The 21411-nt window shown below is 73.6% G+C and carries 15 protein-coding genes; 6 read left to right on the top strand and 9 right to left on the bottom strand.

Going from position 1 to position 21411, the window contains the following annotated elements; all coding sequences use genetic code 11:
- Positions 1–1572, bottom strand: a complete 1572-nt coding sequence (locus ACN27A_RS31385; protein WP_421458080.1) for a glycosyltransferase family 2 protein — start codon at positions 1570–1572, stop codon at positions 1–3.
- Positions 1569–3140: a glycosyltransferase family 4 protein gene (locus ACN27A_RS31380; protein WP_421458693.1), complete on the bottom strand. Its 1572-nt coding sequence runs from the start codon at positions 3138–3140 to the stop codon at positions 1569–1571. Before ACN27A_RS31380 ends, ACN27A_RS31385 begins: the two co-directional genes overlap by 4 nt.
- Before the next feature lie 286 nt (positions 3141–3426).
- On the opposite strand from ACN27A_RS31380, the gene ACN27A_RS31375 reads away from it, so the two are divergent.
- A complete protein-coding gene (locus tag ACN27A_RS31375) occupies positions 3427–4743 on the top strand; it encodes a hypothetical protein (protein ID WP_421458079.1) in 1317 nt (438 codons plus the stop codon).
- Positions 4744–4758: 15 nt separating this feature from the next.
- Here the strand turns inward: ACN27A_RS31375 and ACN27A_RS31370 are convergent, their stop codons facing one another.
- Both ACN27A_RS31370 and ACN27A_RS31365 read right to left on the bottom strand, forming a co-directional pair.
- Entirely contained in the window at positions 4759–6570 is a 1812-nt protein-coding gene (locus ACN27A_RS31370) for a hypothetical protein (protein ID WP_421458078.1), read from the bottom strand.
- Between the two features lie 15 nt (positions 6571–6585).
- Positions 6586–8151, bottom strand: a complete 1566-nt coding sequence (locus ACN27A_RS31365; RefSeq protein WP_421458691.1) for a glycosyltransferase family 4 protein — start codon at positions 8149–8151, stop codon at positions 6586–6588.
- Between the two features lie 231 nt (positions 8152–8382).
- Between ACN27A_RS31365 and ACN27A_RS31360 the strand changes: the two genes are divergently transcribed.
- Positions 8383–9558 (top strand): acyltransferase family protein, encoded by a 1176-nt coding sequence (locus ACN27A_RS31360; RefSeq protein WP_421458077.1) that lies wholly within the window; start codon positions 8383–8385, stop codon positions 9556–9558.
- Positions 9559–9700: 142 nt separating this feature from the next.
- On the opposite strand, the gene ACN27A_RS31355 is transcribed toward ACN27A_RS31360, so the two are convergent.
- The 4 genes from ACN27A_RS31355 to ACN27A_RS31340 form a co-directional block, all read right to left on the bottom strand.
- On the bottom strand, positions 9701–12265 hold the full coding sequence (locus ACN27A_RS31355; RefSeq protein WP_421458076.1) for a glycosyltransferase: 2565 nt from the start codon (positions 12263–12265) through the stop codon (positions 9701–9703).
- A gap of 83 nt (positions 12266–12348) precedes the next feature.
- The gene (locus tag ACN27A_RS31350; RefSeq protein ID WP_366638948.1) at positions 12349–13386 is read right to left on the bottom strand and encodes a Gfo/Idh/MocA family protein; all 1038 of its coding nucleotides are present in this window, start codon (positions 13384–13386) and stop codon (positions 12349–12351) included.
- Positions 13383–14492, bottom strand: a complete 1110-nt coding sequence (locus ACN27A_RS31345) for a DegT/DnrJ/EryC1/StrS family aminotransferase (protein WP_151454984.1) — start codon at positions 14490–14492, stop codon at positions 13383–13385. Before ACN27A_RS31345 ends, ACN27A_RS31350 begins: the two co-directional genes overlap by 4 nt.
- Positions 14493–14587: 95 nt before the next feature.
- Positions 14588–15268, bottom strand: a complete 681-nt coding sequence (locus tag ACN27A_RS31340; RefSeq protein ID WP_421458075.1) for a TetR/AcrR family transcriptional regulator — start codon at positions 15266–15268, stop codon at positions 14588–14590.
- 150 nt (positions 15269–15418) lie between these two features.
- Here ACN27A_RS31340 and ACN27A_RS31335 point away from each other — a divergent pair, with 150 nt between their 5' ends.
- The 4 genes from ACN27A_RS31335 (at position 15419) to ACN27A_RS31320 (ending at position 20534) form a co-directional block, all read left to right on the top strand.
- Positions 15419–16315 (top strand): ABC transporter permease, encoded by an 897-nt coding sequence (locus ACN27A_RS31335; protein WP_421458074.1) that lies wholly within the window; start codon positions 15419–15421, stop codon positions 16313–16315.
- Complete coding sequence (locus ACN27A_RS31330; RefSeq protein WP_421458073.1) at positions 16308–17123, top strand: ABC transporter ATP-binding protein; 816 nt, start codon at positions 16308–16310, stop codon at positions 17121–17123. Before ACN27A_RS31335 ends, ACN27A_RS31330 begins: the two co-directional genes overlap by 8 nt.
- Positions 17124–17267: 144 nt before the next feature.
- Positions 17268–18770 (top strand): D-ribitol-5-phosphate cytidylyltransferase, encoded by a 1503-nt coding sequence (locus ACN27A_RS31325; RefSeq protein ID WP_421458072.1) that lies wholly within the window; start codon positions 17268–17270, stop codon positions 18768–18770.
- A gap of 36 nt (positions 18771–18806) precedes the next feature.
- Positions 18807–20534, top strand: coding sequence for a CDP-glycerol glycerophosphotransferase family protein (locus tag ACN27A_RS31320; protein ID WP_421458071.1), 1728 nt, complete (start codon positions 18807–18809; stop codon positions 20532–20534).
- A 63-nt stretch (positions 20535–20597) separates the two neighbouring features.
- Here ACN27A_RS31320 and ACN27A_RS31315 read toward each other — a convergent pair whose 3' ends face one another.
- Positions 20598–21341: an alpha/beta fold hydrolase gene (locus ACN27A_RS31315; protein WP_421458070.1), complete on the bottom strand. Its 744-nt coding sequence runs from the start codon at positions 21339–21341 to the stop codon at positions 20598–20600.
- Positions 21342–21411: the final 70 nt, after the last annotated feature.

Genomic DNA, 21411 nt, shown 5'->3' with positions numbered 1-21411 from the left:
CTACTTTCCTCCTAGTGGAAGCCTGCGTCGCAGGCGGGCCACCACCCGGCGCAGTGTCACCGGCGAGACGGCGATCACCAGGTGGCCCTTGTGGTTCGTGGTCGTGGTGAACACGTACAGCTGTCCGCCGTGCCGGTGGAGCACCCGCTGCCGGACCGGCGGACGTGGCCCGCGCAGCGGGGTGGAACCGCTCTCCCCGGCCGCCACGGCGGTGACCCGGACGGTCCGGGTCCGGCCTCCCTGCGGGAGGCCGGCGAGCAGGTCGACGGCCCGGAACGTGACCCGGACGGTGGTCCCCAGCGGGTCCTCCGTCAGGCCGGTGACCGTGCCGGCGGCCGAACCCACCTTGAAGGTGAGCCCGCCGTCGGCGAGCTCGGCGAGCTCCGGCCAGGGGCTGCGCGCGGCGACCGTCAGCGTCCTCTCCCCGCCCCGGTCGGGGGACCAGGTCGCGGAGACCGCCTCCAGCCGGGCGAGCCACTTGGGGTCGGACCGGCTGACCTCGAACCACTCCTCGGACAGCGCGGATCGGGGGTCGCCGAAGCCAGGGTACAGGGCGTACCAGCGCTCGTCCTGCACCACCGTGGGCGGCAGCCCCTCCTCGACGTCCTGCCTGATCACGGCCCGCAGGTCGGCGAGCGACCCGAGCCAGGCGGCGCCGATGCGCACCCGGGCGGTGACGCCCAGCCGGTCCCGGATGGGGTCCGTGAGGTGCTTGCGGGCCAGGTTGGCCACGCCCGCGCGGACCTGCTCCTGGACGTCGGGCTCCAACGTCAGGAAGTCGTCCTGGAGCAGCTTGGCGATCTCCCAGGTGAAGTGCCGGTACAACACCGCGTCGCGCCGCTCACCGGGCTCGATCAGCTCCGCCACCACCTCGACGACGCGCTCGACGCCGCGCAGCCGGGCGAGGTGGTTGCTGCGGTAGGTGATGTTGCCGGCGTTGAGCCGCTTGACCGCGTAGTAGTAGTCGTAGTCGGCGAGCACCGAGATGCGCCCGGCCCGCAGGCACGCCTCCAGGGTGAACGGCTGGTCGCTGCCGACCGGCATGTCCTCCGGGTAGCGCAGCGCGTACTTCTCGATCAGGTCGCGCCGGAACAGCTTGGTGTTCGACAGGGCGAACGGCAGCGCGGAGGAGAAGAGGTCCACCTCGGCCCGGGTGCTCTCGAAGATCGCCTGGTGCACGTAGCGTTCGTTGACCCCGACCATCCGGCCGAGCAGCACGTCGGAGCCCCACTCGTCGGCCGCGGCGACCATCCGGGCCAGCGCCTCCGGCCCGAGGTGGTCGTCGGCGCCGATGAACAGGACGTAGCGGCCGGTGGCGTGCTCCAGCGCGCGGTTGCTGGGGGCGGCGGGGCCGCCCGAGTTCGCCTGGTGCAGCACCTTCACGGTGCCCGGGTACGCCGCCGCGAAGCGGTCCAGCTCGGCGCCGCTGCCGTCGGTGGAGCCGTCGTCGACCGCGACGACCTCCAGCCGGTCCAGCCCGATGGTCTGCTCCACCAGGGAGGTCAGGCACCGGGTCAGGTCCGGCATCGTGTTGTAGACGGCCGTCACCACCGTCACGTCGGGCGTGGTCACGCGCCGACCCGCAGGGCTGGCGGCTCGGCGCCCGGGGTGGTGTCGTCACCGCCGGCACCGCGACCGGCGGGCAGCAGCCGGGAGTAGACACCGTCGAGCACCCGCGCCTGCGCCTCCCACGTCCACGACTCCAACAACCCCGGACGCTCGTACGCCTCCCGATAACGCCCCGGATCCCCCAACACCGCACGCACCACCCGCACGAAGTCCCCCACATCCTCCGCCCGGAACACCTCACCCTGCCCCGTCGACCGCACCGTCTCCGCCATCGTCCGCACATCACTGACCACCAACGGCAACCGCGCATGCGAATACTCGAAGAACTTCGTGATCAACGCAATCTCATGATTCGGCCAATGATGAATCGGAATGACCCCCACCGAAGCCCCCGACAAGAACGGCACCACCTGATGATGCGGCACGTACGACAACACGTGCACCCGCTCGGCCACCCCCAACTCACCCGCCCGCACCACCAACCCCTTCACGTACGCGGAGTCGGGCTTGTTGACCACGAAGGCGGCGTGCGCCCCGGGCAGTTGCGGCAGCGCCTCGACCATGACGTCGAGGCCGCGCCGCGCGGCGGCGACACCGCTGTAGACCAGCAGCGGCACGTCGGGCCCGATCCCGCAGAGCTGGCGGATGTCCGGCGCGGGCTCGTCACCGGGGCCGGGCAGCTCGGCCAGCGAGGGGGCGTTGAGCACGACCTCGGGCCGTTCGGCCAGGCCGTGCTCCTGCTGCAACAGGTCGGCCAGCCCGCCGGAGACGGTCGTCGCCGCGTCCGCGTACGGCACGAACTCCCGCTCGTGCGCCATGTTGCCCGGCAGCCACCGGACGTTGTCGCGCCACGCCTGCACGCCGGGGAGGTACTCGTGGGCGTCCCAGACGACCGCGACCCGCCGGCCCTTGGCGGCGGCCCGCAGCTTGGCCCGCGCGGCCACGCCGAGCATGCGGAAGTCGTTGGCGTGGATCAGGTCCGGGCGCAGTTCGTCGACCGTCGGGCCGTAGGCCAGCTCGTAGTCCCACAGCCCCGGCTCCAGCCGCCGCCAGGCGCCGTCGCCCTGCACGGCCTGCCAGAACCTGGTGTACGCCCGGTCCAGCGGCCCGTCCAGCTTCTTGCGGCCGCGCCGGGACCGGGTGAGCTGCCAGTGGCGGAACGAGACCCAGCGGCGGGTCGCCCCGGCGACCAGCTCCTCCGCGCGCAGCGCGTGCCACCGCAGCGGTGACGGACGGCCGGCGCCACCGGCGCGCGCGGCCACCGTCAGGGCGGCCCGCCGGAAGGTCAGGTCCGCCCGCCAGGCCTTCATCGCCTGGCTGCGGTGCGCGGCGATCCCGGTGGGCGGGTACGCCAGCGGCCAGCGCAGCCAGCCACGGCGGAACTCGTGCCGGCGCTTGGCCAGCGGCTCGGGCATCGGCAGCAGGCGCACCTCGGCGTCGCCGAGGTGCCAGCTCTGTTCGCGTCCGGCGGCTGTGCGGCCGAGCAGGACGACCTCCCAGCCGGCGTCGGCGGCCGAACGGGCGGCCTTCTGTACCCGGGAGTCACCGTTGACCCCGTTGTCGACCAGCATGACAACACGCCCCCGGGCGCCGGCGCCGCCGTTCAGCCCCATCGTCTGCTACTCCGCCTCTGCCCGGTGCTGTCCGGCCGGGTCACCCGGCCCGGATCCCGAGCGATTGTACGAGACCGCCGGCCGGCACCCTCGCACCATGGATGTGGGAAAGCGCGGGTCGACTTCGCCTCCGCGCGCCCCGGAGCGTACCCTCCCCGCTGTCCGTCCCGGCGCCGACCGCGTCGTTGCGCGCTCCGCGCGAGGAAACTGTCAGCCGGATACCTTCCGCCGGAAGTAGGGCGAGATGTCGAGTAGCCAAAACGTCGGTGACGCACCGGTGGCCGCGCCGGACGCCCGCCGGGCCCGTGTCCGGCTGGTGCTCGGCCTGCTCGCCGCCGCCGCGCTCGGCAGCCTGCTGTGGGTGGCCCGCTGGGAGACCGCGCCGCAGCACGCCTACCCGGACACCTACTGGTACGCCCGGCAGGCGGTCACCATGACCGGCACGCCGTCCGCCGAGGCGGACCGGTTCGCCGCCCGGCTGGTCTGCCGCCAGGGCATGCCGAGCCCGCGCCCGGGTGTCTCCTGCGTCGCCGCCACCCGGCAGTGGGCCGCCAGCATGCCCCCGCGCTACCAGCGGATCTTCACCACCCGGCCCGGCTACTCGCTGACCGTGGCACCGTTCGTGCTGGCCTTCGGGGAGCGGGGAATGGTGCTGGCCACCGCCGCGCTCGCCGTGCTGGCCGGCGTGTTGGCGGCCCTGGCGGTCCGGCTGCTCGGCGGTGGCCTGGTCAGCTCGCTCGCGGCCACCGCGCTGCTCTTCCTCCTGCCCACCGGGTTCTGGCTGAGCCGGCTGCTGGCCGAGGCCGGCGCGACGGCGTTCGCGTTGGCCGCGCTCTGCGCCGCCGTACCCCTGCTGCGGCCGGGCGGCCCGACGCGCGGCCGACTGCTGCTCGGCGGCGCGGTGCTGGCCGGGCTGCTCGCCTCGACCGTCACCCGGCCGGCGACCGGCCTGCTGCTGTCGGGCGCGCTGACGGCGGTGCTCGGCGCGCTGACCCTGGCCCGCCGCCGCCGGGCCGGCTGGGAGCCGGGGCTGGTCGTGCTCACCGCCGCCTGCGGCGTGGCCACTGCGGTCTGGCTCGGCCTCAGCGCCGCGCTGGACATCCCCGGCGCCGCGGAGACGCTCCAGGACAAGTTCACCGTGCACTTCACCCGGCCGGACGTGCCCGACCCGTGGCCCCGCCTGGTGGAGTTGAACCGGGACTTCTGGCCCGCCCAGCTCAACGCCTGGTGGAACGGGGGCGCGCCGCTGGCCGCCTCGCCGTTCCTGGCCCTGCTGCTGGTCGGCTTCGCCGCCCTGTTCCGGGCGCTGCCCGGTCGGGCCGCGCTGCTCTTCGCCACGGCCGGGGCGACCGGACTGCTCACGCTGGTGGCCCACCCCAAGGAGTCCGAGGCGGACCGGCTGGTCCTGGTCATCTGGCTGCCGGTGGTGGTCGGCCTCGCCATGCTGCTGGGCAGGCCCGCCCGGCCCGCCCCGGCGCCCGCCCCGGGCACGGCGGGCGGGCCGGACACGGCAGGCGCCCCGGACACCGCGGTCGGGCCGGGGCGGCAGCCCTCGGAGTAGGGACCGCCCGGGCGGTCAGCGGGTCAGCGGGCGGACGTCCCAGAGCCAGACGTCGTCGACTCGGCGGCCCGGGCCGAAGCACGCGTCCAGCACCGCGCGGAGCGCCTCGGCGCGGGGATGCCGGGGCAGCGCCACGGCGTCCGCCCGCCAGTGCCGCACGTCCAGCTCCGCCTGCGCGCGTTCCGCGGGGGTGATGGTGACCGGCGCCGGGCGTTCCCCGGTGGCCACCTGGGTCAGCAGGACCGCGGTGGGCCGGGGATCCACCCCCCACCGGCCGGTGTCGTCGGTGGGCGAGGTCGGTCCGAGGAAGTAGCCCTGCGGCACGGCGAAGCCGACTCCCGCGGCAGCGCCCCAGCGCACCGAGGTCATGTTCTCCACCGGCACCGGCACGAGCGTCCGCCCGGGCGCGACGTGCTCCCGCCACCCGCCGGCGGTGACGAAGTCGGGCACCTCCGGGCGGCCCACGGCCGGCAGCGGAGTGGGCAGCAGCGGCACCAGCGCGACTGCCAGCGCCACCGCGACCAGCGGCCGGACCGGCACGACGCCCACCCGGGCCGGGACCCGGCCGGAGAGCAGCCGGTCCACCACGATCGCCACGAGCACCCCGAGGGCGGCCGTGGTGATCAGGGCGAAGCGGGCCACCACCATCGCGTCGACCACCGGCAGGCCGTTCAACAGCCGGAACGGCCCGGGGACCCCGGGCCCGCGGACCGCCCAGTTGATCGTGTTGCCCAGCGAGAAGAGCGCCGCCAGCACCGCGGTGAACCCCAGCACCCGGACCAGGTGCTCCCGGCGCAGCCAGGCCACCGCGGCGACCGCCACCAGCACCAGCGGCCAGCCGTAGAAGCTGGCCTCCTCGGTGACGTTGGCGGCCAGCCGGCGGTCACCCTGCGGGCCGCCGCCGAGCGACTCGGTCGCGTAGCTGAAGTAGGAGGCGAGCCGCAGGGCGTACTTGTCGGGGTCGGTGGGGTGTCCGCTGCGGTGCTGCGGGCCGAGGAACTGCATCCAGAGCGGGTACGCCGTCACCAGCAGGGTCAGTGCGCCGGCGACACCCAGCACGGCCAGCGCCCGGGGAGCCGCGGCCAGCGCCGCCCGGGGCCGGAACAGCACGTGGCCCAGCAGCGCCATCACGCAGGCCAGGGCGAGGATGAAGAGGATCTCGACGCTGACGAAGAACTGCGCGGAGACCAGCGCGCCGAGGATGAGCCCGTCGCGCAGCGGGCGCCCGCCGCGGGTGAGCCGGGCCACCCGCCACACGATGAGCGGGACCAGCCACTGCGCGGTGATGTGCGGGTGACCGTTGCTGTGCGAGATGAGGGCCGGCGCGAAGGCGCAGCAGGCGGCGCCGACCAGCGCCGCCGCGCGGTTGCCGACCACGTGCCGGGAGAGCACCCAGTACCAGGCGAAGCCGGTGCCGGCGAGGTTGAGGGTCATCAGCACCAGGTAGGACAGCGAGGCGCCGCCGAGCAGGGTGACCGGCGCCAGCAGGATGCCGGGCAACTGGATGCCCACGTTGGTCATCAGGTTCACGCCGTCCGGCGCGTTCTGCAACGTCGTGAAGAACGGGTTCTCCAGGTTGGCCACCGCGTGCGCCGCGTGGGCCAGCATCCACTCGTTGAAGTCCTGGTCCGCCGGCTGCGCGCCGAGCACCCGGCCGTGCACGTCGCGCCAGCCCCGGGCGGTCACCCAGAGCGCGCCGGCGAGAAGGACGAGCACGGCGAGGAGGTCCGGCCGGCGCCGGCGGGACTCCCGGGGCGGGTCAGCCGGCGCGCGCTCCTCGGCGGCGTCGGTGGAGAGGTCTGTCGCCGGGGGATGCGCTGCGGTCACGGTGTTCGATCCTACTCATGGCGACACGCTCCACGGTGCCTCCGCTCCGGGCGCCGGGGGGTGCGCCGGAGCGGGCGGGTGGTCGGGCAGCAGCCGGGAGTAGACACCGTCGAGCACCCGCGCCTGCGCCTCCCACGTCCACGACTCCAACAACCCCGGACGCTCGTACGCCTCCCGATAACGCCCCGGATCCCCCAACACCGCACGCACCACCCGCACGAAGTCCCCCACATCCTCCGCCCGGAACACCTCACCCTGCCCCGTCGACCGCACCGTCTCCGCCATCGTCCGCACATCACTGACCACCAACGGCAACCGCGCATGCGAATACTCGAAGAACTTCGTGATCAACGCAATCTCATGATTCGGCCAATGATGAATCGGAATGACCCCCACCGAAGCCCCCGACAAGAACGGCACCACCTGATGATGCGGCACGTACGACAACACGTGCACCCGCTCGGCCACCCCCAACTCACCCGCCCGCACCACCAACCCCTTCACGTACGGGGCGGCGGGGCGGGGCACCACCAGCGCCACGTGCGCGCCGGGCAGCTCGGTGAGCGCCTCGACCATGATGCCGAGGCCCCGCTGTTCCGCCGCGGCACCGCTGTAGACCAGCAGCGGCACGTCCGGTCCGATCCCGCAGAGCTGGCGGATGTCGGGCACCCCGTCGCCGCCGCCCGCCGCGTCCGCGCTGCTCGGGGTGTTCAGCACGACGGTGGGCTGCTCGGGCAGGTCGTGCCGCTCGCGCAGCAGGTCGGCCAGCCCGTCGGAGACGGTGAGCACCGCGTCGGCGTACGGGGCGTACTCCCGCTCGTGGGCCGTGTTGGCCGGCAGCCACCGGGGGCTGTCGTTCCAGCGCCGGATGCCGGGCAGGAACTCGTGGGCGTCCCAGACCAGCGCGACGCGCCGGCCCTTGGCGGCGGCCCGCAGCTTGGCCCGCGCGCCGACCCCGAGCATGCGGAAGTCGTTGGCGTGGATCAGGTCCGGGCGCAGCTTGTCGACCACCGGCCCGTACGCCAGCTCGAAGTCCCACAGCTCCGGGTCGAGCCGGCGCCAGGCGCGGTCGCCGGCCACCGTCTGCCAGAACCTGGTGTAGAGCTGGTCGACCGGCGTGACCAGGCCCTTGCGCGCCTCCTGCGCCCGGTTGAGCTGACGGCGCCGCAGCGACACCCAGCGGCGCGACACCTTCGTCGCCAGCAGCTCACCGCGCAGCAGCTGCCGGCTCAGGGTCAGCCCGGCGGAGGAGCGCCCGTCCCCCCGGGCCTGGCTCAGCGCGCCGAGCCGCGCCTCCAGGTCGGCGCGGCGGGCGCGCACCTCCTGCTCGCGCCGGGCGGCGATGCCGGTGGGCGGGTACGCCAGCGGGCCGCGCACCCAGTGGCGGCGGAACTCGTGCGGCGCCCGGGCGAGCGAGGTGGTCATCGGCAGCAGCCGGACCTCGGCCCCGCCGAGCTGCCAGGTCTTGACCTTGCCCGTGGCCGAGCGGCCCAGCAGGACCACGTCCCAGCCGGCCTCGGCGGCCGAGGCGGCGGTCTTCTGCACCCGGGAGTCGCCCTCGACGGCGTTGTCCACGAGCATGACCACCCGACCCCGGGTGGCGGGGGTGGCCGGTCCGGCGGCGCCGTCGGTCATGGGTGTCTCCTCCGTCCGTACGGCCCCGTCGGGCCCCGGCGAGTGTACGGCAGCGGCGGACGCCCGGACGCCACGCTCCCGGTGCGCCGGGGCGGTCGACGGCCGTCGCGCGGTGGTCGACCCACCGGCCGCGGCGGCGTCGGCGGACACCCCCGCCCGGGGCACTAGCATGGCCCGGTGACCGCCTCCCACCCTGTCAACGTCGCGCCGGCCGTCGGGGCCGGCCCCACACCGTCGCCGGCCCCGCCCCGGTCGGACGGCGCCGTCGCCACCGCGCACCCGGAGGGCCGGGCCGGCGGACCACCACCGCGCGAGTACGGGCTGGACGCGCTGCGGGTCGTGGCGATCTGCGGCGTGGTGGCGATCCACGTCTTCGGCGTCATCGTCGGCCAGGACGACCTGCGCGGCAACCTCGGCTGGTGGGTCGCGACCGCCATCGACATCGGGGCGATCTGGACCGTGCCCGCGTTCATCATGATCAGCGGGGCGTTCGTGCTCGATCCGCGGGCGCACCGGGCCGGCCCGGCCGCGTTCTACCGCAAGCGGTTCGCCCGGATCCTCCCCGCCATGATCGTCTGGCACGTGGTGTACGTGGTCGTGGTGCGGATGGCGATGCGGGGCGAGGAGATGACCCTCACCCTGCTCACCCGGCTGCTGATCGACGGCAAGGTCTTCACCGCGCTGTACTTCCTCTGGCTGATCGCCGGGCTCTACGTGCTCGCGCCCGTCATCGCGCCGTTCCTGCACGCCGGCGGGCGGCACCGCGCGCTGGTCACCGCAGGGGTGGCGCTGGGCTGGACCATGGTGGCGTACATGATCCCGGGCATCGCCCTGATGCTTGGCGACTCCCGGCCGAACATCCTGACGAGCTGGAACCGGTGGTGGCCGTACGTCGGCTTCTTCATCGCCGGCTGGGCCCTGCGCCGGGTGGTGCTCAACCGGCTCTGGACGGCGCTCGCCCTGCTCGGCGCCGGCGTGCTGCTGGCCGAGGCGATCTGGCAGTTCGGGGTGGCGCCCCAGTACCGCCTGCTCCAGGTCACCTTCCCGGTGATGGCGACCGGCACCCTGGTCGCCGCCGCCACGCTGCTGATCTTCATGGCCTCGGTGAGCATCGGGTCCCGGGTCACCTGGCGCCCCACGGTGGGCCGCCTGGTGACGCGCCTCTCCGACGCCTCCTTCGGGGTGTTCCTGATCCACCTGCTGGTCTTCGAGGTCTTCCGGCAGCTCATCCCCGACGTGGAGGCCGGACGGTCGCTGGTGGTCATCGGGCTGACCTACCCGGCCGTGCTGGTGATCTCCTTCGCCGTCTCCATGCTGGCGTCGAAGATCCCGTACGTCCGCGCGGTCTTCTGACCGCCCCCACCGCGAGCACCGACGGCGGCCCGGACGATTCCGAATCGTCCGGGCCGCCTTCACGCGCGTGGGCCGGGCCTGACGGCCGACGGCCGCCCGGCTCCCGCCTCGGCGGGGGACGGACGGCCGTGGGCGCGTCGTGTCAGCGGAGGAACGAGGTGAGCTGCCGGGCCGTCCAGGTGCCGTCGTGGTAGGTGCGGGCGTACTCGGCGGAGGCGAGGCCGATCTTGGCGGTCGCCTCCCTGTCGTCGAGCAGGGACTCGACGACCGTGGTGAGGTCGGTCGGGGTGGCGTTGACGATCGGCAGGTCGCCGCCGACGGTCTTGGTGACCTGCTCGCTGAGGTAGGCCACCACCGGCTTGCCGGCGGCCATCGCCTCCACGGCGAAGGTGCCGAAGCTGCCGGTGGTGAACTGGTCGAGCACCAGGTCGCAGTCGCGGACCAGCTCGCGCATCTCCGCCCAGGCGACCCCCTCGGCCAGCCGCAGCTCGATGACGCCCCGGTCGTGCAGGGCCTGCATCGCCGGCAGGATCCGGTCGGTGCCCTTGGTCCACCGCTTGGACGGCGCGTGCAGCACCAGCGGGCGGGACCGCTGCATCACCGGCCGGTCGCACGCCCACGCGTCGACGTCCACCACCAGCGGGGCCCACGTCGCCCAGGGCAGGTCCTCCAGCAGGTCGGGCGTGGTCACGAAGGCCGGCAGCCCGGACTCCTCGGCCACCCGCCGGTTGCGCTCGGCCTTCTTCCGCAGCTTCGCCGCGATCCCGTCGGGAGCGTCGGTGAACAGGGAGAACTCGTGGCGCTGCTGGTGCCGGTCCGGATGCCGGATCTCGCTGCCGTGCGCCAGCAGCGCGACCTTGATCCCGGCCTTGTGCAACGCCGGCAGGTCACCCTCGATGTTGTCGCCGTTGAGCTGGCCGAACAGCGGCATGAACGCGTCCACCAGCACGTGGGTGTACTGGCTGAGCACCCGGTTGACCTGCTCCAGCTGGAAGTCGAGCTCCGGCTGGCGCAGCGAGTCGAGGTAGACGTCGGCCGGGTAGTCGAACGAGCCGGGCAGCTTGTTCATCACCACCTGCACCGACACGTCGGCGTTGTCCCGGCAGATGGCCCTGGCGAAGGCGGCGGCCTGACCGGCGTAGTTGGCCGGGCCGAGGCCGAGGCGGATCGGCGTGTCACCGATCTCACGCCAGCCGCCCAGGGGCCGCGGCTCGGCCGTGCCCGTCGACGGCGCGGTGACCGGACGCTCCTGCACCGTCCAGGGCACCTCGCGCGGGCCGGCCGGCGCGACGCCGGAGAGGTCCCGGTAGAGCTGGAGCAGCTTGCTGCTCTGCCGCTCCCAGGACAGCTCGTCGAGGATCGGCTCGCTGATGTGCGCGGCCAGCTCGGCCCGGCGGGCGGTGGCCCGCCGCGTCGCCGCCACGAAGCCCGCCACGTCGCCGGAGGTGAAGGTCTCCCCGATGTCGTGCCCCTCGACGAACGCCCGGACCACCTGCACGTCGCTCGTGACCAGGGGAAGGCCGGCATGCAGGTACTCGGAGACCTTCGTCGGCAGGGACAGCTCGCAGTTCGGGGTCCGCTGGAACGGGATCAGGCCAAGGTCGGCGGAGCTGAGGTAGTCGGCGACCTCGTACGGCGCGACGTAGGGCACCACGTGCACCCGGTCCCGCGTGCCGTTCGCCTCGGCCCGGGCGAGCAGATCCTCCAGCAGCGGGGTCATCCGGCCGCTGACCAGGGCCAGGTGGTGCTCCGGCAGCTGCGGCAGCGCCGCGATGACGGTGTCCAGCCCGCGTTCCTTGCCGATCCAGCCCGCGTACACCATCAGGGGCACGCCCTCGGCGACGCCGGCGCGCTCCCGCACCGAGGCGCTCACGGCGCCGCTGCGGATGCCCTCGCGCACCGGCGAGTTCCCCACCACCATCGGGGTCTTCGGCAGCCCGTACTCGGTCTGGAGCTTCTCCGCGATCTGCTCGGAGACGGTGACCACCGCGTCGGCCCGGCCGATGAACTCCCGCTCGGCGGCCCGCACGCCGCTGGCCTGCTGCGGCTTGGGCCAGGCGACGCCCTGCACGTACTCGTGGGCGTCGTAGAGCCAGACGCAGCCGCGCCCGCGCGCCCGCAGCCGCGCGGCGCTCATCGCCGCCGTCGGGATGGTGTTGATGTCGTTGGCGTGGATGACGTCCGGCTCCAGCTCCTCCAGCACCGGCCCGAACGCGAGGTCGATGTCGACGAGCGTCGGCCAGTCGGTCCGCCAGTCGCCGGTCGGCGGCAGCGGCTGGGTGCTGTGGAACTGTTCCCAGCCCCAGGCCCGCAGCCGGAACTGGTGCACCGCCTCGTGCGCCCGCAGCCAGGCGCGCGGCGGAGGCTTGCGCTTCGCCGTCTGCGTCCGGAGCCAGGCCTGGTGCGAGGCACGGTAGCGGGCCAGGGCGGACTTGTCCGGGATGCCGAACTGCGTCAGCGTGCGGCGGATCCGGTGCTCGCGGGCGGGCCGGCGGGACAGGGTCTGCGGCACCGGCACCCGGATGACCTGGATCGGTCCCATCGCGGACCGCTCCGGCTCACCCTTCTTGCGGCTGCTCCGGCCCACCAGGACCACGTCCCAGCCGTCCCGGGCGGCGGCGAGGGCGGTCTTCTGCACGCGGGAGTCGCCGGTGATGCCGTTGGCGACCAGTACGACGAGCCGCGGCGCTCGGCGGGGCGTTGACATGCGCTGTCCTTAGGTGGGAGGAGGGCTGGCGGTGCGAGGTGCCGGACCGCGGCCCGCCGGACGCGGACCGCGGTCGCCCATCGTCAGCGGGTGGGAACGGTGTCCCCCGCCGGGGACGCGGTGCCCGTCCCCACGGTGATCGTGCTGCCGTCGGTCGCGGAGCGCAGGACGGCGCCGGCCACCTCGACCGTACGCAGGCCCTGGCGCAGGGTCACGATGTCGCTCTCCTTGCCCTCGACCGCGTCGCGGAAGCGCTCGTGCTCGACGAGCAGCGGCTCCCGCTTCGGGATCGCGTAGCGCACCATGTCGCCCTCGGCGACGCCGCGGAACGCGCGCAGCGCCTCCCACTCGGTGTCGATGGCGCCGTTGGCGTAGAAGGTGAGGTCGGCGGTGAGGGTGTCGGCGACGAAGCAGCCCCGGTCACCGGTGATGACGGTGGACCGCTCCTTGAGCGGGCTCAGCCAGTTGACCAGGTGGTTGACCATGGTGCCGTCGGCGAGCTGCCCCACCACGGCGACCATGTCCTCGTGCAGCCGGCCGCTGCGCGACACCGTGCGGGCCGACACCGAGGTGTATTCCTGGCCGGTCACCCAGCTGGTCAGGTCGATGTCGTGGGTGGCCAGGTCCATCACCACGCCGACGTCGGCGATGCGGTGCGGGAAGGGGCCCTGCCGGCGGGTGACGACCTGGTAGACCTCGCCCAGCTCGCCCGCCTCCAGCCGGGTGCGCAGGTTCTGCAGGGCGGGGTTGTAACGCTCGATGTGCCCGACGCCGGCCACCAGGCCGGCGGCCTCGAATGCCTCCACGAGCCGCACCGCCGCGTCCACGCTCTGCGCGAGGGGCTTCTCGATCAGGGCGCTGACGCCGTTGGCGGCCAGCTCCAGGCCGACCTGCTCGTGCAGCGCCGTCGGGCAGGCCACCACCGCGTAGTCGACGCCGAGGGCGAGCAGGTCGCCGAGCTCGGGCACCACCGGCGCCCGCAGCGTGCCGGTGGTGTCGCCAGCCGGGTCGACGATGCCGACCAGCTCGACGCCGTCCAGGCCGGCGAGGACGCGGGCGTGGTTGCGGCCCATCGCGCCGAGGCCGATCAGGCCGGCGCGCAGCTTGCGGCCGGCGCTCACCGAGCACCCCCGGCCAGGTTCGCGCCCTCGGCGATGCGCTCCAGCTCGGCCTCGGTCAGCGAGGGGTGCACCGGCAGGGAGACGACCTCGGCGGCGGCGCGCTCGGTCTCCGGCAGGTCCCAGGGGCCGGGCTTGCCGTCCTCGGTCAGGTAGGGCTTGAGCCGGTGGATCGGGGTCGGGTAGTAGACGGCGTTGCCGATGCCCAGCTCGGTGAGGCGCTGCTGGGCGGCGTCCCGGTCACCCTGCACCCGCACCGTGTACTGGTGGTAGACGTGCCGGGCGGCGTCGGCGACCGGCGGGGTGACCATGCCGGTGATCTTCGAGTCGAGGAACTTGGCGTTCGCCCGGCGCTGCTCGGTCCACTCGCCGAGCTGGCCCAGCTGGACCCGGCCGATGGCGGCGGCGACGTCGGTCATCCGCATGTTCGCGCCGACGATCTCGTTGGCGTAGCGCTGCTCCATGCCCTGGTTGCGCAGCAGCCGCAGGGTGCGGGCCAGCTCGGCGTCGCCGGTGCTGACCATGCCGCCCTCCAGGGCGTGCATGTTCTTGGTGGGGTAGAAGCTGAAGCAGCCGGCGGTGCCGAACGCGCCCACCGGGGTGCCGTGCAGCGCGGCGCCGTGCGCCTGGGCGGCGTCCTCGACGACGGCCAGGCCGTGCCGCTCCGCGATCGCCATGATCCGGTCCATGGCGGCGGGGTGGCCGTAGAGGTGGACCGGCATGATCGCCACGGTGCGCGGGGTGACCGCGGCGGCGACCGCCTCCGGGTCGAGGCAGAAGCTGCCCGCCTCGATGTCCACGAAGACCGGCTCGGCGCCGACCAGCCGGACGGCGTTCGCGCTGGCCGCGAAGGAGAACGACGGCACGATGACCTCGTCACCCGGGCCGAAGCCCAGGGCCATGAGGGTGAGCTGCAGGGCGGAGGTGCCCGAGTTCACCGCGACGCAGTGCCGCCCGGCGACCAGCTCGCCGAACTCCTCCTCGAAGGCCGCGACCTCGGGACCCTGCACCACCCGGCCGCTGCGGAGCACCCGGACAGCCGCTTCGATCTCGGCGTCGCCGATGATCGGCCGTGCTGGGGGAATGAACTCTGGGTGCGGCCCAGCCATGGGGCATCCTCCTGTGTCAGATGGTGCTCGGGTGGGGGTTCGGGGTGCGATACTAGCCCGTTGCGAATCAGGCCGAGACCGACGAGGTCAACGTTTCACGCACCGGCCCGATGGGGTTCAGAAGTGGTCAGGGACCGGGTGTCCCACACCGCCGGCTCGTCGAGGGACGGACCGGTACATGCTACCCGCAGGGCCGCGACGATCGCGGCGGCCATGCGCGTGATCTCCGGCGTGTCAAGGGGTGTCCGCGAAATCGCCAGCCGCCAGTAGACCGGCCCGACGATCAGATCCGCCGCGCCGCGCCGGTCGGCGCCCGCCGGCAGCTCGCCCCGCTCGACCGCCCGGCCGATGACGAGTTCGCCGATCCGGTCCTGGTAGCCGGCCAGCGCGCGCTGGAGGGTCTCGGCGATCTGCGGGTTGCGCGCCGCCTCGGCGAGCAGGTCCGGGATGATCTGCGAGGCCAGCGGGTGCCGTAGCGCACCGGCGGCGACGAGCAGCAGCAGCTCCACGTCCCCGTGCAGGCTCCCGGCGTCGACCATGGGCAGCTTGCGGCCGGCGACCGCGGAGACCATGTCGAGCACCAGTTCGAGCTTGGAGCGCCACCGGCGGTAGATCGCCGTCTTGCTGACCCCGGCCCGCCGGGCCACCGCCTCTATCGACAACCGGCCGTAGCCGACCTCCGCCAGCTCCTGCGTGACCGCGCGGCGGATGGCCGTGGTGATGTCGTCACGGAGCACCGCCGCACCGGCCGGCACCCGCCTCTTATCGGTCTTCACGTGCAACAATGTAGCGCAGCGACGGTACGGTTGCGTCCCGACGTGTTTTCCACTACGGTTCGCCCGGCGACGAGGCGGCGCTCCGCACGGCCACGCTCTCCCGTCGTCGCGCACAACCCGTTGGCACGAAAGAGATCGGAGCGCCTAACCATGGCCAACACCACGGTGGCGGACCCGGATTCCGGGCTCACCGGGGCCCAGCTCGCCAAGCGGTACGGGCTCCGGTTCGCCGGCGAACGGCCGTCCCTCGGCGAATACGCCGGGCAGCTCTGGCGCTACCGGCACTTCATCGCCGCGTACGCCAACGCCAAGCTGGTGGCGTCGTTCAGCAACGCCCGGCTCGGGCAGCTGTGGCAGGTGCTCACCCCGCTGACTAACGCGGCGGTCTACTACCTGATCTTCGGTATGGTGCTGGAGCAGGACCGGACCCCGAACTTCATCGCCTACCTCTGCACCGGCCTGTTCATCTTCAACTTCACCCAGACCGCGGTGCAGAACGGCACGCAGTCGATCACCAGCAACCTGGGCCTGATCCGGGCGCTGCACTTCCCCCGGGCCTGCCTGCCGCTGGCCGTGACGATCACCCAGTTCCAGCAGCTGCTCGGCTCGATGGTGGTGCTCATTCTCATCGTGCTGGTGACCGGCGAGCCGATCACCCTGGCCTGGCTGATGCTGCCGCCGGCGATCCTGCTCCAGACGATCTTCAACGCCGGGCTGACCATGGCGATGGCCCGGATGGGCTCGAAGCTGGCGGACCTCAAGCAGGTCATGCCCTTCGTCATGCGCGCCTGGATGTACGGCTCCGGGGTGCTCTACAGCGTGACCCTCTTCGAGGAGCAGCTGCCCGCCTGGGCCGCCAGGCTGGTCGAGCTCAACCCCGCGCTGGTCTACATCGAGCTGGCCCGGGTCTCGCTGCTGGAGAACACGCCGACGCTCAGCTCCTCCCTGCCCCAGCTCTGGGTGACGGCGCTGGGCTGGGCGATCGTGATGGGCGTCGGGGGTTTCATCTACTTCTGGCGAGGCGAACAGGAGTACGGCCGTGGTTGATCACTTCGAGTCGTCCAACGACGTGACGGTGACGCTGCCCAGGGTGCAGGAGCGCATCCCCACCGTGGTGGTGGACGACGCCCACGTCATCTACCGGATCCACAAGGGCGCCGGTGGTGGCGGCGGCCCCGTCGGCGCGCTCAAGCGGATCATGAGCCGCACCTCGGCGCCGAACATCCAGGAGGTGCACGCGGTCAAGGGGGTCAGCTTCACCGCGTACCGGGGCGAGGCCGTCGGGCTGATCGGCAGCAACGGCTCCGGCAAGTCGACCATGCTGCGCGCCATCGCCGGCCTGCTGCCGGTCAACCGCGGCGCGGTCTACACGCAGGGGCAGCCCTCGCTGCTCGGCGTCAACGCGGCCCTGCTCAACGACCTCTCCGGCGAGCGCAACGTCGTGCTGGGCTGTCTGGCCATGGGCATGTCGCCCGAGGAGGTGCAGCGGCGGACCCCGGAGATCATCGACTTCTCCGGCATCAACCAGCGGGGCGACTTCGCCTCGCTGCCGATGCGCACCTACTCCTCCGGCATGGGCGCCCGGCTGCGCTTCTCCATCGCCGCGGCCAAGAAGCACGACGTGCTGCTCATCGACGAGGCCCTCGCCACCGGCGACAAGATCTTCCGCAAGCGCAGCGAGCGGCGGGTGCGGGAGCTGCGGGAGGGCGCCGGCACGGTGTTCCTCGTCAGCCACCAGCTCTCCTCGATCCGGGACACCTGCGAGCGGACGATCTGGCTGGAATCGGGCGTCCTGCGCATGGACGGCCCGACCGACGAGGTCGTCCGGGAGTACGAGGCGTTCAGCGGCAAGTAGCACGACGGCGCACGTACGGCATCCGCCCGGTGCCGGCCGACCGCGTCGCCCCGTGGGGGCGGCGCGGTCCGCGCGTTAAGGTTCATCCGGTCGCCGCGCGGGCGGAACCTTCTGTTCACGCACCCTGAGAGTGAGGCTTCGGCAATGACGCAGGACCACACCACTGGCCCGGACGCCGCACCGGAGGACCCGGCGCCGTGGCGGCCCTCGCGGACGGTGGCGGTGGTGCTGGCCGGCGGCACCGGGACCCGGCTGGGCCTCGGCATCCCGAAGCAGCTGCTGAAGATCGCCGGTAAGCCGATCATCGAGCACACCCTGGCGGTCTTCGAGGCGGCGCCCGAGATCGACGAGATCGTCGTGCTGATGGCCACCGGCCACGTCGCCGACGCCCAGCAGATCGTCGACAAGGCCGGCTTCCGCAAGGTCACCAAGGTGATCGAGGGCGGCGACACCCGCAACGCCACCACCCGGATCGCGCTCGACGCCGTCGGCGAGGGCGACTGCAACATCCTCTTCCACGACGCGGTGCGGCCCCTGGTCAGCGGCCGGATCGTGCGGGAGTGCGTGAACGCGCTCTGGACGTACTCGGCGGTCGACGTGGCCATCCCGTCGGCAGACACGATCGTCCAGGTCGACGAGGACGACTGCATCACCGACATCCCCGTGCGCTCCTCGCTGCGCCGGGGCCAGACCCCGCAGGCGTTCCGCTCGGGCACCATCCGCGAGGCCTACCGGCTCGCCGAGGACGACCCGCACTTCGCCGCGACCGACGACTGCGGGGTGGTGCTGCGCTACCTGCCCGGCACCCCGATCAAGGTCATCGACGGCTCCGACGAGAACATCAAGGTCACCCACCCGGTCGACGTGCACCTGGCGGACAAGCTGTTCCAGCTCGCCGCCGCGCAGGCGCCCCGGGTGACCGACGAGCGCAGCTACACCGAGGAGCTGACCGGCCGGACCATCGTGGTCTTCGGTGGCAGCTACGGCATCGGCCACGACCTCGCCGAGCTGGCCCGCCGCTACGGCGCGCAGGTCTTCCCGTTCAGCCGCTCCAGCACCGGCACCCACGTCGAGCGCGCCGAGGAGGTCGAGGCGGCGCTGAAGACCGCCTTCGAGGCCACCGGGCGGATCGACCACGTGGTGGTCACCGCCGGCGTCCTGGAGAAGGGCGCCCTCGCCGAGATGGACCAGGAGACCATGGACCGGGTGCTCCAGATCAACTTCGTGGGGCCGGTCATCGTGGCCCGCCAGTCGCTGCCCTACCTCCAGCAGACCAAGGGCCAGCTGCTGCTCTACACCTCCAGCTCCTACACCCGGGGCCGCGCCGACTACGCGCTCTACTCCTCCACCAAGGCGGCCCTGGTCAACCTCACCCAGGCGCTCTCCGACGAGTGGGCGGAGTTCGGCGTACGGGTCAACTGCGTCAACCCCGAGCGGACCGCGACGCCGATGCGCACCAAGGCGTTCGGCGAGGAGCCGGAGCACACCCTGCTCGCGGCCGAGACCGTAGCCCAGGCGTCGCTGGACGTGCTGATCTCGGACCTGACCGGCCAGGTCATCGACGTGCGTCGCGCGCCCGGCGAGGTGCCGGCCCAGCCGGGACCGGCGCGGGTCGAGCGGGACGCCAGCCCGGCCGACGCCGGCTGACGACGGATCTCTGGCACGGCGGAAAACGGAGCCGACATGCGTGGTGACCTGGTTCGGAAGCTGCTCGCCCGCGCGCTGGCCACCGGCCTGGCGGTGCTGGCGTTCCTCGTCGTCGCGCTGACCGGCGCGACCGGCTGGGGGCTGGGGCTGGCCGTGGCCGCCCTCGCGGCGGCCACCTGGGAGCGGCGGGTGCGCCCGGGCGCCGACAACGCCGCCGAGACCACGCTTGTCGCGGCGGCGATCCTGGTCGGCTACGCCCGCCGCCTCGACGCCGGGTTCGATCCCGCGCTGGCCGTGACCGCACTGGCCCTGCTGGGGCTGGTGCTGCTGGTCAACCCACTCCGCGACGCCGGCGGCCTGGAGGTGCGCGCCGCGAACCTGCCGGTGCGCTCGTGGACACCGCTGGTCGCCGCCCGCCTCGGCGACGCGCTGGCGGGGCTGCTCGCCCTGCTGGCGCTGGCGGCCGTCGCGGGCCTGCCGGCCGGTGTCGCGCTGGCGGCCGTCGCCCTGGTCGCCGCCGGCGCCGCGGCGGTCGGGCTGGACCTGGCCCGGCGCAAGTTCCGGCCGGGGGCCGGCGGTTCGGCGGTGTCCCGCGCGCTGCGCCGGCACCAGCCCGAGTTCCTGCTGCACTTCTCCGCGCCGCCCGGCTCGGAGTACCAGGTCACCATGTGGCTGCCGTACCTGGAGCGGATCGGCCGGCCGTTCCTGGTGATGGTGCGCGAGCCGGAGTTCCTGCCCCTGGTCGCCGCGGCCACCAGCGCGCCCGTGGTCTACTGCCCCACCACCAGGGCCATGGACGAGGCGCTGGTGCCGAGCCTGCGGGTGGCGTTCTACGTCAACCACGGCGCGAAGAACAGCCACTGCATCCGCTACACCCAGCTGACCCACGTCCAGCTGCACCACGGCGACAGCGACAAGGCCCCCAGCGCCAACCCGGTCTCGGCGATCTTCGACCGGATCTTCGTCGCCGGCCAGGCCGCCATCGACCGGTACGCCCGCGCCGGGGTGGACATCCCGGCGGAGAAGTTCGTCGTCGTCGGCCGCCCGCAGGTCGAGTCGATCGAGGTACGCCCGGAGCCGGCGCGCGGGCGGGCCAACCCGACCGTGCTCTACACGCCGACCTGGACCGGGCACAACGCGGACGCGAACTACTGCTCCCTGCCGGTGGCCGAGACGCTGCTGCGCCGGCTGCTCGACCGGGGCGCGACGGTGATCCTGCGGGCCCACCCGTACACCTCGCAGAACCCGGCCTCCGCCCGGCAGCTGGGCCGGCTCACCGAGCTGCTGGCCGCCGACCGGGCCCGCAGCGGCCGGCAGCACGTCTTCGGGGCCGCCGCCAGTCGGGAGCTGACCCTGACCGAGTGCGTGAACCGCTCGGACGCGCTGGTCTCCGACGTGTCCGGGGTGATCTCCGACTACCTCTACTCCGGCAAGCCCTACGCGGTGACCGACATGGTGGGCTCCGGCGACCGGTTCCCCGAGCAGTTCCCGCTCGCCGGGTCGGGCTACGTGCTGCGGCGCGACATGGCGAACGTGGACGAGGTGCTGACCGCGCTGCTGGACACCGATCCGCTGGCGTCGGCGCGGTGGGCCACCCGGAGCCGCTACCTGGGCGACTTCCCCGCCGAGTCGTACGCCGAAGCGTTCCTGGCGGCCGCCCGGCGCCAGCTCGACGAGGGCTGGCGGACGCCCGCCCCGCGCACGGGCGGCGCGACCGGCCTGCCGCTCGACCCGGACGAGGCGACCCTCTCCCCCGCCACCTGACCGCCCCGGTCGGAGAGGCACACCGGCCACGACGGCGGACCTCCGGGCCGTTCGCGGGGGGCGTCAGCGGTACGGCTCGACGAGGTCCAGGACCGCCTCGGGGGCCTCGACGTGGGCGTTGTGCCCGAGGCCGGGCAGGGTGGCGACCGGCACCCCCAGCTCGGTGAGCTGGGCGTCGGTGACCATGGGGTCGTGCTCGCCGCGGGCCAGCAGCACGGGCACGTCGGTCGCCGCCAGCAGGGCGGGCAGCTCTGGCGCGCCCACGCCGAACGCGGCCGGGTCCATCGCCAGCCGCCAGCGGCCGTCGACCTGCCGCAGCCCCGCCTCCACGACGGGGTGTTCCGGGGCGAAGAGCCCGGTCAGGCCGGCCACCCGCAGGTAGCGGCGGGCCGCCTCGTCCCGGCTGGCGAACCAGGTCACCGGCCGGGCCGCCAGCTCACCCGCCTTGGCCAGCTCCGCCGGCGACCAGACGGCCTTGATGCCGAGCCCGACGACGGCGTCGACGGGCAGCCCGGCGCCCCGGGCGGCCAGCGCCAGCCCGACCACCCCGCCGAGGGAGTGCCCCAGCACGACGAGCCGGTCCCCCGGCGCGAGCCCCGCGGCGATCCGCGCGGCCAGCCCCGGGAAGGAGTACTCCGGCAGCGGCGGCGACCAGCCGTGGCCGGCGAGGTCCGGCGCCAGCCACCGCCCCGCCCACCGATGCTCCAGCAGCGGCGCCCAGGGCAGCCACACGTCGCCGGTCGCGCCCATGCCGTGCAGGAGCAGGAGCACCCGCCGGCCGTCCCGGTCACCCGACTCATCGACCATGGGCGCAGTGTGCCACCCGTCGGGCGCCGCGGGCGAGGGCCGTGACCCGGACACGACATCGGGCGCCGAC

This window comes from Micromonospora sp. WMMD737, from assembly GCF_049179055.1.
Classification (GTDB): Bacteria; Actinomycetota; Actinomycetes; order Mycobacteriales; family Micromonosporaceae; genus Micromonospora; species Micromonospora reichwaldensis.
Note: the sequence above shows the minus strand (reverse complement) of the source record. Positions and strands in the feature narration are given on the sequence as shown.